The 12277-nt window shown below is 35.3% G+C and carries 11 protein-coding genes; 9 read left to right on the forward strand and 2 right to left on the reverse strand.

Annotated features, from left to right (window positions below):
• Position 1 precedes the first annotated feature (1 nt).
• The 7 genes from R3L15_RS03885 to R3L15_RS03915 all read left to right on the forward strand — a co-directional run bounded on the left by R3L15_RS03885 (position 2) and on the right by R3L15_RS03915 (position 8236).
• On the forward strand, positions 2-736 hold the full coding sequence (locus R3L15_RS03885) for a methyltransferase domain-containing protein (protein ID WP_338733349.1): 735 nt from the start codon (positions 2-4) through the stop codon (positions 734-736).
• Positions 737-740: 4 nt separating this feature from the next.
• A complete protein-coding gene (locus tag R3L15_RS03890) occupies positions 741-2057 on the forward strand; it encodes a glycosyltransferase family A protein (RefSeq protein ID WP_338733350.1) in 1317 nt (438 codons plus the stop codon).
• Positions 2054-3172, forward strand: a complete 1119-nt coding sequence (locus R3L15_RS03895; protein WP_338733351.1) for a glycosyltransferase family 4 protein — start codon at positions 2054-2056, stop codon at positions 3170-3172. The genes R3L15_RS03890 and R3L15_RS03895 overlap by 4 nt, the downstream gene beginning before the upstream one ends.
• A 141-nt stretch (positions 3173-3313) precedes the next feature.
• Positions 3314-4453: a glycosyltransferase gene (locus tag R3L15_RS03900; RefSeq protein WP_338733352.1), complete on the forward strand. Its 1140-nt coding sequence runs from the start codon at positions 3314-3316 to the stop codon at positions 4451-4453.
• Positions 4443-5816: an O-antigen ligase family protein gene (locus tag R3L15_RS03905; RefSeq protein ID WP_338733353.1), complete on the forward strand. Its 1374-nt coding sequence runs from the start codon at positions 4443-4445 to the stop codon at positions 5814-5816. Before R3L15_RS03900 ends, R3L15_RS03905 begins: the two co-directional genes overlap by 11 nt.
• Positions 5776-6792, forward strand: a complete 1017-nt coding sequence (locus R3L15_RS03910) for a glycosyltransferase family 4 protein (protein WP_338733354.1) — start codon at positions 5776-5778, stop codon at positions 6790-6792. Before R3L15_RS03905 ends, R3L15_RS03910 begins: the two co-directional genes overlap by 41 nt.
• Before the next feature lie 55 nt (positions 6793-6847).
• Complete coding sequence (locus R3L15_RS03915) at positions 6848-8236, forward strand: exopolysaccharide biosynthesis polyprenyl glycosylphosphotransferase (RefSeq protein ID WP_338733355.1); 1389 nt, start codon at positions 6848-6850, stop codon at positions 8234-8236.
• Here the strand turns inward: R3L15_RS03915 and R3L15_RS03920 are convergent, their stop codons facing one another.
• Together R3L15_RS03920 and R3L15_RS03925 are read right to left on the reverse strand one after the other, a co-directional pair.
• Complete coding sequence (locus R3L15_RS03920) at positions 8237-9412, reverse strand: DUF4105 domain-containing protein (protein ID WP_338733357.1); 1176 nt, start codon at positions 9410-9412, stop codon at positions 8237-8239.
• Between the two features lie 14 nt (positions 9413-9426).
• The gene (locus R3L15_RS03925) at positions 9427-10500 is read right to left on the reverse strand and encodes a PorV/PorQ family protein (RefSeq protein WP_405023545.1); all 1074 of its coding nucleotides are present in this window, start codon (positions 10498-10500) and stop codon (positions 9427-9429) included.
• 130 nt (positions 10501-10630) lie between these two features.
• Between R3L15_RS03925 and R3L15_RS03930 the strand changes: the two genes are divergently transcribed.
• Together R3L15_RS03930 and R3L15_RS03935 are read left to right on the forward strand one after the other, a co-directional pair.
• A complete protein-coding gene (locus tag R3L15_RS03930) occupies positions 10631-11383 on the forward strand; it encodes a CDP-alcohol phosphatidyltransferase family protein (protein ID WP_338733358.1) in 753 nt (250 codons plus the stop codon).
• Positions 11384-11407: 24 nt separating this feature from the next.
• Positions 11408-12277: a DUF808 domain-containing protein gene (locus R3L15_RS03935; protein ID WP_338733359.1), complete on the forward strand. Its 870-nt coding sequence runs from the start codon at positions 11408-11410 to the stop codon at positions 12275-12277.

The following is a 12277-nucleotide window of genomic DNA, read 5'->3' on the forward strand; positions in this document are numbered from 1 at the left end:
AATGAATTTAATAAAACTTATTAAATCACCTAAGCCTTATATTATAAACCTTAAAAAGGTTTTTTACAGGCATTATTGGCGTATTTTAAAGAAAGGTACAGCTGTTAATTGTCCCGTTTGTAATTGGCAAGGTAAAAACTTTTTACAAGGGTGTTGCCCTAAATGCCGTTCTCTAGCAAGAACCAGACTTATTCCATATAGTATAAACTATTTTAAGTTATCGGGCGAGCAGTTAAATGTTTTGCATGTAGCTCCAAATCGGAACGAATATTTAAGTGCAAAACGTGCTTTGGGCGGTGTAAAAACTTACGATAAGTTAGATATACGTCAAGTTGCTCATGTAAATCTGGTTCAGGATTTAACGCGATTAACCTTAGCCGATGCTCTTTACGATCGTGCTATTATTTGGCATGTTTTTGAACATATTGTTGAAGATACTAAAGCCATCTCTGAAGTATACCGTGTGTTAAAACCTGGAGGAAAACTATTAATGAGTGTGCCTATCTATCCCGCCAATAATCCTAAAACATACGAAGACCCATCTATACCCTACAAAGATTATGAAAAAGTACATGGACACGACGATCATTGTAGAAGCTGTGGGTTAGATTATTTTAAACGGTTTGAAGCCGCAGGTTTTACAACAGAAACGCTACAAGTTAAAGATGTTTCAGAGTCAGAGAGAACCTATTATGGATTGAGTTCCAATCATGTTGTTTGGTGTTTTACAAAGTAAAAATATGCTCTTTACATTCTACAAATACATACAACCCACTCATTATTTTTTGCTAAAGCAAAAAGGAGCGACCGTGTTTCCAAACCCTGAAGCGTTACCAAAAGACATATTAGAGCAACTACCAGTCGTACCATATAAAACGCCAGTAGCGCAATTGTACGATTTGTCTTGGCAGGCCATACAAAAAGGCTGGGTTGAAGCAGAAGATAAATTAACTCGCATAGAGGCCTTATCAATACAGGATAATTATCAATTTATTCGAGCTTATTTTAACGCCCCTTGGGTGTGGTACGTACTGTTGTTACGATTATTATCTTTTAAAAATCCTTGGACTGAATTTAGCGCTTTTTTTAAAAGCCGAAATATGCCGAAGGGCAATTTGTACCAACCAACAATTCAACAACCAGATTGGGAAGATATTACGTTAACTCATATGCCTTTAGTGACGGTTGTTATCCCAACGTTAAACAGATACCCATATTTAAAAGATGTTTTAGCCGATTTAGAGTTGCAGGATTATCCAAATTTTGAAGTGATTGTTGTTGATCAATCCGATCCCTTTCAAAAAGCATTTTACGAGGGTTGGAATCTTAATTTAAACGTGTTATACCAAGAAGAAAAAGCCTTATGGTTGGCTAGAAATACTGCTATAAAACAAAGTCAAGGCGAGTATGTTTTATTATTTGATGATGATAGTCGAATAGAGACAGATTGGATAACAAATCACGTAAAATGTTTACACTATTATAACGCCGATGTCTCGTCGGGTGTGTCTATATCAAAAGTAGGGGCTAAAGTGCCAAAACACTACAGTTTTTTTCGCGTGAGTGATCAATTAGATACCGGGAACGCCATGGTGAAGAAAGATGTATTTAAACAAATAGGACTATTCGACAGGCAGTTTGAAAAACAACGTATGGGCGATGGTGAGTTTGGTGCGCGTGTTTATATAAAAGGGTATTTAAATGTGTCGAACCCTAAAGCTAAACGCTTGCATTTAAAAGTGAATTCAGGTGGTTTACGCGATATGGGAAGTTGGGATGCTTACCGAGTAAAAAGTTGGCTTGACGCCCGTCCAGTGCCTAGCGTGTTGTATTATTACAGACGTTATTTTGGAAATAAAAATGCCCTATTAGCTTTAATAAAAAACGTGCCACTATCAATCATGCCTTATCGGTTTAAACACCATAAATGGTTGACTTTATTTGGAATGTTTTTTATGATTTTAATTAGCCCTATAGTGTTGTATCAACTAATAAAATCGTGGCGACTATCCAGTAAAAAAATACAGCAAGGCCCAAAAATTGAAACATTAGATTGAAAAAGACCGTAAAAAACATATTAATAGTCACTTCAGAATTTCCGCCATTACCAGGTGGCATTGGGAATCATGCATATAATTTAGCAAAACACTTACAGTTAGAAGGATTTCAAGTAACTGTTTTAGCCGATCAACGTGCGCAAGATATAACCCAAACTCAAGCTTTTGATAAGCAACAGGTGTTTAAAATTCAACGAGTGCCATTAACGGCGGTAAGAGCTTTTATGTACCTTAAGCGCATTCAGTTATTGTTAAAAGCCATCAAAATAACCGATGTAGTGATTGCTACAGGTAAATTCTCGTTATGGTCTGTTGCTTTGTGTAATATGTTTTACAAAAAAGCGTCGCATGCTATTATTCATGGGAGCGAAGTCAATTATAAAACATGGTGGTTAAAACAAAGCATTAATTTATCATTACAACAATTTGATAGAGTAGTGGCTGTTTCTAATTATACCAAATCATTAGTTGCACATTTAAAGCATCCTAATATTACTGTTATTCCCAATGGGTTTGATGAGCTTAAAAATACAGCCTTACCGTTATTAGAAGAAACCGCCTTACAAGGACATCCTGTTTTATTAACGGTTGGAAATGTGACCGAACGTAAAGGGCAATTAAATGTTATTAGGCATTTGCCAAAACTTATTATAGAATATCCAGAAGTACATTATCATTGTGTGGGGTTTAATACAAACACCGAAGTTTTTATTAAGGAAGCGGAACGTTTAGGTGTTGAAAAACATGTGACATTTCATGGGCATGTATTACATGAACAGTTATCGTTTTATTATACACAAGCCGATATTTTTGTAATGTTAAGCACCCCAACAGCGTCGGGCGATGTAGAAGGCTTTGGAATTGCCATTCTAGAAGCCAATGCTTTTGGTGTTCCTGCCATTGGCGCGACAGGTTGTGGTATTGAAGATGCGATTAACCATAAACAATCTGGTATGTTGGTGTCGCCTACAGATACCGAGACTTTTTTAGTTGCTTTAAAGCATATTATAAAAGAAAAATCGGCTTTTTCTGAAGGCGCTTTAGCCTGGGCAAAACAGCATGAGTGGACGAAAGTAATTAAACATTATACAAAGCTTATTGAGGCTGGTAGATAATGTTGTTTTTCTAATTTTAGTTTAGCTTTTTCAGTTGAGACACTTAAGTTGTATGTTGAAGATTTCAGAAATCAAAAAATAACCGACTTAAGGTTATGATTACTGCAAAGCAGGTTTTATATTTGGACAAACACCTATTGTGTGACGCTAGCTATTATTTCGCATACAGAACACTATACCAATACTCAAGGTCAAATTGTGGGTTGGGGACCAACCATAACAGAAATTAACCATCTAACAACCGTGTTCGATGAGATTTATCATGTGGCTATGTTGCATCACGGAGAGGCGCCACCCAGTGCGCTACCATATACCAGTCCTGACATTAAATTTGTAGCTCTGCCGCCATTAGGAGGGCAAAGTTTAAGCGCAAAAATGCAATTGCTTACTCAGGCGCCAAAGGTATTGCGTACTGTTTCTAGCGTGTTAAAACAAGTCGATTATTTTCAGTTTCGCGCGCCAACAGGTATAGGTGTTTATTCGATACCGCACCTGACTTTTTTTGTAAAAAATAAAGGTTGGTTTAAATATGCAGGCAACTGGAATCAAAAACATCCGCCATTAGGCTATCGCTTTCAACGTTGGTGGTTAAAACAACAACAACGGCCAGTAACCATTAATGGACAATGGCCAAATCAACCGGAACATTGTATAACGTTTGAAAATCCGTGTTTAACAGATGATGAATTGCTTTTAGGCGAGGATATGTCTAAAACCAAGGTGTTTACAGAACACTTAAACCTATGCTATGTAGGAAGATTAGAAACACCAAAAGGTGTTGGGCGTATTATTGAAGCGCTTTTACAGTTACCTGAAACTATTAAAAACCGTATTGGAACAGTACATTTTGTTGGAGATGGTCCAGAGCGTAATACGTTTGAAACGTTAGCCTTAAAAAGTGATTTGAATATTATATTTCATGGATTTTTGCCAAGAAATCAGGTGTTTGATATTTACAAAACATCGCATTTGTTTTTAATGCCCACAACAGCCTCTGAAGGGTTTCCTAAAGTGATAGCAGAAGCCATGAACTTTGGGTGTATTCCTGTAGTTTCTCAAGTATCCTCTATTGGACAATATATCATTCATAAAGAAACAGGAATTTGTATGTCAGCGGCCACAGTAGAAGCGTTGTTAACATGCTTTCAAACTATTTTTAAATTGGATGTTTCTCTTTTTGAAACTATATTGGCTAATCAACGTTCTGTAGTAAATCGTTTTGGGTTTACGTATTATAATAACCGCATTCAAAATCATATTTTAAAACAACTTGAGAGTTAAGTTTAGAAATTATAATGCCGATAATTACATCACCCTAATTTTAATACATATTGGGATGGCTTTTGCATTGCATTTTTTTCGCCCTATAGGGAAACTTATTTTTATAGGTGTTTTTCTTTACTTTTTTTTAAAAATTATTTTGGTTCCAAATCAAGAAAAGGTGAGAATGGTGCTATTAGGATGTGCGTATTTTGTTGGTGCCGAAGTGCTATTTAGGATGACAAAATCGGGACTTTCTTATGAAGCTTCTAAGTATTTAGTGATTTTATTTACCCTCATGGGCATTTTTTATCGTGGTGTATCTGGAAAAGGATACCCTTATTTTATTTACCTTATTTTATTGGTGCCTGCTATTGTTGTGGCTTCAATTACGTTAACTTTTGATGCCAGTTTTAGAACCAACATCGCGTTTGTATTAAGTGGTCCTGTGTGTTTAGGCATAGCATCCTTGTTTTGTTACGATAGGAAAGTGCCACAAAAAACTGTGTTAGAGGTTTTAAACTATATGATGTTGCCTATTATTACAACCACATGTTATTTGTTTTTATACACGCCCAGTATAAAAGATGTTTTAACAAGTACAGCATCAAATTCGGCTACTTCAGGTGGATTTGGACCAAATCAAGTGGCTACGGTATTAGGGCTAGGGATGTTTACCTTGGTTGTTAGACTCTTTTTACGTTCACCTGGTACCATATTGAAGGTTATTAACCTCATCTTGTTTGGAGCGATGACCTTTAGAGCCTTTGTTACGTTTAGTCGTGGTGGTGTTATTGCGGCAGTAATTGTTGTCGCCGCATTTTTATGGGTGTTGTTTTGGAAGTCAAATCATCATCAAAAAAACCAAATTTTGGTATCTTTTTTCTTATTTGTGATAGCGGCTTTATCTACCTGGATGATTAGTTCGCAGCAAACAGGTGGCTTATTAGATAAGCGATATGCTAATGAAGATGCCTTAGGACGTGAAAAAGAAGATGTGGCCACAGGCCGTTTAGATTTATTTATGGAAGAAATGGAAGGATTTGTAGAACATCCTTTTTTTGGTTTAGGCGCTAGCCGAACAAAAAATATGCGTGTAGAAGCTGGTATTGGGCATTTGCCATCACACAATGAAATTGGGCGTTTATTATCAGAACACGGTATTATGGGGATTATAACCTTACTTATATTAATTTTTGCTCCTTTAAGTTATAGGAGTACCAATAAGAAAAATATTTTTTTCTATGCTTTTTTGGCATTTTGGTTTGCCACTATTAACCATTCTGGTATGCGCATAGCTGCACCTTCTTTTATTTATGCGTTAGCCTTATTAAATGTTACTTATGAAAAAAAGCCTCCTGTATATAGGAAACAACTTAAATAGTAAACGAAGCAATATATCGTCTATTGGCGTTTTAGGACCTATGTTAGAAGCAGAAGGAATTACGGTGTATTATGCATCATCGAAAACAAATAAGCTTTACCGGCTGTTGGATATGATATGGCAAGTATTAAGAAATAGGCATCGGGTTTCAATCGTTTTAATAGACACGTATAGTACATGGAATTTTTACTACGCTTTAGTTATTTCGCAATTATGCCGGTTATTGAGATTGTGTTACATACCTAGTTTAAATGGCGGAAATCTTCCAATGCGATTACAGCAAAACCCTGTGTTTTGTCGGATGATTTTTAAACCAGCTTATAAATTAGTGTCTCCTTCAATCTATTTAAAAGAGGCTTTTGAAACTGCAGGATTTACGCCTGTTACTTATATTCCTAATAGTATTACACTTGGCAATTATACATGTTATAATCACGATTACGAACAGTTTAACCTACTGTGGGTACGTTCGTTCTCATATATTTATAACCCAACAATGGCGGTTGAAGTTTTAAAAACACTTTTAGATAATGGATATCAAGCAACCTTAACTATGGTAGGACCAGATACGGGTGATGGTTCTTTACAAGCCACCAAAACCCTTGCTAAAACCTTAGGAGTTGCCGTGACTTTTACTGGAAAACTCTCAAAACCAGACTGGATTGCTTTAGCAAAAACACATAATATATTTATAAATACCACAAATTATGATAACATGCCTGTAAGTGTTATAGAAGCTATGGCTTTAGGATTAGCAGTAGTCTCTACACGCGTAGGTGGTATTCCTTATTTTTTAGAACACTTAAAAGAGGCTGTTTTAGTTCCTGCAGAAAATGCAGCAGTTATGGCAAAAGCAATTGTAGATTTAAAAGCCTCTCCAGAAAATACGCGACACATGGTACAGAACGCCCGTAGTAAAGCCGAAAATTTTGATTGGAATCATGTAAAACAAGATTGGTTGCAGCTTTTACAGTAACATAACTTGTATAATCGTTGGAACTTAGTATCTTAGCTTTAACCTTTTTTAACATATGCCTGTAGACATTCATTTTAATATTTCTGAGCGTAAAATTCTCTTAAGAATTATTGATATACTGTCTGTTTTAGGTATGCTATGCCTAATAAGTAATTATTTTTCGTTTGATTACTTTACCATAACGAAAGAAAATTGGTCGTGGGTACTTGTTTTAATTATTTATTTAAGTGTTTTTGGTACTGTTTTCGAGCTTTATGATTTGCAAAAAGCAAGTCGGACAGAAAAAACACTCCCCAATATTATTTTAACTACATCAACGGTGGTTTTATTTTATTTATTCACACCGTATTTCACGCCTTTTTTACCAAGCAATAGATTACAGGTTGTTTATTTTTATCTCGCTATTTTATTTGCTTTAATTGCATGGCGCTTAGTTTATATAAACTTTATTTCGAAACCACGGTTTTTTAAAAAGGTGCTTATTGTAGGCGAAACATCAAACATAGAAACGATTGTTGAAGCATTTAAGAAAGCCGATCCTAACTATAAAATTATAGGGTTTATTAATTGTGAAGAACGCCAAACATCTTCTGTGAAATATAAAGGTATTACCGAATACCCTCCAGAAGATTTACATCGCGTTATACAAGAAGAAAAAGTTTCGGAAATTGTTGTCGCTACCTATAATGCCGAAGCTATTACGCCTGATATTTATAATGAGCTAATTACTTTATTAGAGCATGGTTTTCCTATTAAAGAATACACACAAGTGTATGAAGATATGACGCACCGTGTACCCGTGCAGTTTGTAGGTAAAGATTTTTATAAATACTTCCCTTTTAGCCGTAGTAATAAAAATAAGTTTTACTTATTCATTCATCGAATTCTAGATATGCTAATTGCTTTAGTAGGAACTTTAGTTGGGTGTTGTCTTATTCCGTTAATTCTATTAGGAAATGTGTTTGCCAATCGAGGTCCTTTATTTTACCGTCAAGAACGTGTAGGAAAAAATGGAGAAACGTTTAAGATTATCAAGTTTAGAACCATGATTAAAGAGGCCGAAAAACATGGTGCAGTTTGGGCCACTAAAGACGATGCTAGAGTTACCTTATTTGGACGTTTTTTAAGAAATACAAGAATAGATGAGTTTCCGCAGTTTATTAATATTTTAAAAGGGGATATGAGTGTTATTGGACCGCGACCTGAGCGTCCACAATTTATTAAAGAATTGGCTGAGGTTATTCCTTTTTATGAAACGCGTCATATTATAAAACCAGGCTTAACTGGTTGGGCGCAGGTGAAAGTACGTTATGGGGCTTCTGTACAAGACAGTTTAGTGAAATTACAATACGATTTGTATTATATCAAGCATCGTAGTTTTATGTTGGACGCCAATGTGTTATTAAAAACGTTAAGCGCTGTTATATTTTTTAGAGGGCAATAATTAGTGGTCTTTTAATGCGTTTATTAGATAGATGTAACGATATGCCAATGCTACAAATAAAGGTAATAAGGCTAGCGCAAATTGTTGAACGCCAGTAAGCCAATGAAATGCTAAAAGTGCTAAGCAAATCAGTAAAAACTTAAGGTATTTCCTTACCCAGACTTTAGGTGTTTGACTTAATACCGATTTTAATGCTAATAAACTTAAAGGACTTGCCCATAGTAGATTGTAATTATTAGCCGTGGCTTGATGATTGGTAGCAAACCAAAGTAATAAAAGTAGGATACCAATAAAACTTGTGATACCAAAAATAACACCATCTAGCCATATACTACGGCTTTGCTTTTTGCTGTCTTGAAAAGTAATGTAACCTATAATAAGAGCTAATAAACTAAATACAACTATTGGACTTATTATAATAGACCAAACATTTGCTGTTTTTGGGTTTTTAGGTTTGTAAAGTGTTTGTTTAGAAGTGACTAAACTTGTGTTGTTGGTATTAATAGTGGCTAGACCAAATAAGGAATTAATATACTGAGGTAAAAACATGTGTTCTTCTAGCGTGGCTGTTTTATCAATAACAGCACCTAAAGCAATATCAATACCTACACTTCCCCAAGAGTTCCAAGATAAATTCTCTTGAATAAGTGTACGAAAGGTTTTGGGCTTAAAGTCTTTTGGGGCGTGAAATTGTAAGTTATGGTTTAACGTTTCGGCAACGACATCTTTAATTTTTGTGGCACAATTATCATAAAAGAAATCGTATAAATAGTAACGGTTTTCAGGTTTGTAGTTGGTTGCTAAATAGTTGTAAATAGCTTGTTTTTGTGGTTGTGTTAAGTTAAGTTTTTGTTCTTCTACACGGCGGTTTTGCCATGTATAAAAGCCATAAATATCATTGTATTTCGATTTTCCTATGGCATAGTTTAATTTTCCAGAGGCAAACTTTAAATAAAAATTAGGAGTGTTAAAATCAAAGCGTCCATAATCGTATGTCACATCTAAGCCATTAGCAGGGTCTTTAATTCTAAAGGCATTATGTCCAAACGCATCGTTTAAAGCTTGTCCGGGACCAATGGTTAAGACGCTAATTTCGGCTTTTGGTGATAGCGTTTGTGCTACCGAAAAAGATGTTATTACTACTAATGCTAAAAAATAAAAGTACCCTTGTTTCATGATTTGGTTTTTCGCTAGCGGAAGATACTAAAATCTAATTTTAGAGAAAATACATTGGAGTATAGCGCAACACTTTGGTCACCAATATCGGTAAAAGCGTAATCGACTTGAATACCTTTATACCTAAACCCAACGCCCATACTTGGTTGAAAACTTAAGCGCTCGCTATTGTCGTATTCAAGCTCGTTTTGAAAGTTCCCTAAACCACCACGAAGAAAAATCATATCGATATACCCAAATTCTAAGCCTAAAGCTGGGTTTATGCTGGCAAATGATGTTGAAATAATATCGTTGTTTTCTTCAAATCGTACATTTAAATCCAGTTCGGTTAAAATAGAATAGTCGTAATTAATGATGAATTTTTTCGAGACTCCAAGTTGTAATTTAGGAATGGTAATTTCGGTTGTTTCTGGGAGTTCCTGGTTTTGGCCTTCTACAGCATCTTGTATAGTAGAAAATTCATCTTCATCAATACTCCAAGCATTATAGGTAGTTGTAATATCTCTAGCCATAATACCAAACTTCCAATCGTTTTTTGTTTCAAATTGAACAGCAGCATCTAAGCCAAATCCCCACGATGAGGCAAAATCTCCAATAATACGACGGATAACTTTAGCGTTAATGCCATATCGTAATCCATCTAAAGGCAATTGCCTGGCATAGGAGAATGTGACGCCATAATCGGCTGTAGAGAAGGTGCTAATACGGTCGTAATTAATATTTCCTTGATCGTCGATAAGCTGTGTGGTGTTTAAAATATCGTCAACCGCAAATCTAATAACAGAAATTCCTATACTACTACGGTCGTCAATTGGCATGGCAAATCCTATGTAGTCGTAATTGGCAATATTAGCAAAATAACTAGAGTGCATAAGCGCTAATTCTTTGTCTTCTATATGTAGCAAACCAGCGGGATTCCAATATCCAGAATTCACATCGGCAGTATGTGCTGTAACTGCATTGGCCATGCCAAGCGCGGCAGCATCTACACCAATATTCATAAATTCGTTAGAATATTTTCTAACCGTTTGTCCCAGAGAGGAACATGTGATTACAAAACACGTTAGTAAGGTTAGTAAAGTTTTCAAAAGACCATTCTTTTTTGCAAATATGATATTATTTTTCAACATATTAAACTTCAAAAGTCAATAGATATTGTTTGGTTTTTGTTTTAGACGTAAATAGTTTAGTATTTTTACATACTAAAATGCAGTTTTTATGAAAAAGCACATTCCTAATATCATTACATTGTTAAATTTATTTTGTGGCTGTTTGGCAGTGGTATTGGCTGTAAATAATAACTTTGTAGCGGCAAGTTTTTTTGTTTTTGCTGGCATTTTCTTTGATTTTTTTGATGGTTTTGCGGCCAGACTGTTAGGCGTGCAAAGTAGCTTGGGAGTACAACTAGATTCTTTGGCCGATTTGGTAACAAGCGGCTTGGTTCCAGGAATTGTTATGTTTCGATTATTAACTTTAGCAAGCGATCAAACCGCTTTAGCGACCTTATCGAATGATTGGGGAGACGCTATACACTGGCACGACTTTACATTTGCACCCATAGCGTTAATAGGGTTTTTAATAACGTTAGCTTCTGCTTACAGACTAGCTAAATTTAATGTAGATGAAGAACAACAAACAACTTTTAAAGGGTTGCCAACACCAGCTAATGCCTTATTAATTTTGTCGTTGCCGTTAATTATTGAATTCCAAAAAAGCGATGCGATGAATAGTATTATTGTAAATGTTTGGTTTTTATTAGGCCTGACGTTGCTAAGTAGTTATTTGTTGGTAAGTCCTATTCGTTTGTTTGCATTAAAGTTTAAAGACTGGTCGTTTAAGGCCAATGGTATTAGATATATTTTTATCATATTAAGTGTGGTCTTTTTAATTGTTTTTCAATTTGCTGGAATTCCACTAATCATTTTAAGTTATATTGCCATGTCTCTTATGGCTAATTCAAAACAGGTTTAATTCCCCCAAAAAGAACGTTTATTTATGGCATCAGGTTTTTTTGCCCTTTTAGATGATATAGCTGCCCTTATGGACGATGTGGCGGTTATGAGTAAAGTAACTACCAAAAAGACGGCAGGTATTTTAGGCGATGATTTGGCTGTAAATGCCGAAAAAGCTTCAGGTTTTGTTTCTTCCAGAGAACTCCCTGTTTTATGGGCTATTACAAAAGGCTCCTTTTTAAATAAAATAATTATTTTGCCTATTGCTTTTCTGCTTAGTGCTTATGTACCATGGATGGTAACCGTTATTTTAGTTTTGGGCGGATTGTATTTAGCTTATGAAGGTGCAGAGAAAATTCACGAATACCTTGTACCGCATCCTAAACACGAGACACATAAAGAAGCAAATACGACAGATGATGCTAATACTCTTGAAAAGCAGAAAGTGAAATCGGCTATTTTTACCGATTTTATTCTTTCGGTGGAAATTGTTATTATTGCCTTAGGAACTGTTATGGAGCAAACTTTAACAGTACAAATTTTAGTAGTTTCTATTGTAGCTTTAATTGCTACTGTTGGTGTTTATGGTATAGTGGCACTTATTGTTAGAATGGACGATTTAGGGCTAAGATTAGTCACGTCTAGTAATGGCCAAAAAACGATAGGTTATCATGTTGGTCAAGGCTTAATAAAAGCATTGCCGTTAATTGTAAAAAGTTTATCGGTTATAGGAACAATAGCATTATTGTTGGTTGCAGGCGGCATTTTTGTGCATAATATAGAGGCGTTACATCATATCATGGCGTCATGGCCAGAATTAATAAGAGATTTTTTAATAGGATTGGGCGTTGGCGTACTTGTATTACTTGTTGTAAGTGGCGTTAAGTATGTTATTAAAAAGTTTAAAAGATAA

The sequence above is a fragment of the Mangrovimonas cancribranchiae genome, from assembly GCF_037126245.1.
Lineage (GTDB): Bacteria > Bacteroidota > Bacteroidia > Flavobacteriales > Flavobacteriaceae > Mangrovimonas > Mangrovimonas cancribranchiae.

Coding starts and splice junctions, on each gene's coding strand:
- R3L15_RS03885 (WP_338733349.1), top strand. CDS start 2: ATGAATTTAATAAAACTTATTAAATCACCTAAGCCTTATATTATAAAC.
- R3L15_RS03890 (WP_338733350.1), top strand. CDS start 741: ATGCTCTTTACATTCTACAAATACATACAACCCACTCATTATTTTTTG.
- R3L15_RS03910 (WP_338733354.1), top strand. CDS start 5,776: ATGAAAAAAAGCCTCCTGTATATAGGAAACAACTTAAATAGTAAACGA.
- R3L15_RS03915 (WP_338733355.1), top strand. CDS start 6,848: ATGCCTGTAGACATTCATTTTAATATTTCTGAGCGTAAAATTCTCTTA.
- R3L15_RS03920 (WP_338733357.1), bottom strand. CDS start 9,412: ATGAAACAAGGGTACTTTTATTTTTTAGCATTAGTAGTAATAACATCT.
- R3L15_RS03930 (WP_338733358.1), top strand. CDS start 10,631: ATGAAAAAGCACATTCCTAATATCATTACATTGTTAAATTTATTTTGT.
- R3L15_RS03935 (WP_338733359.1), top strand. CDS start 11,408: ATGGCATCAGGTTTTTTTGCCCTTTTAGATGATATAGCTGCCCTTATG.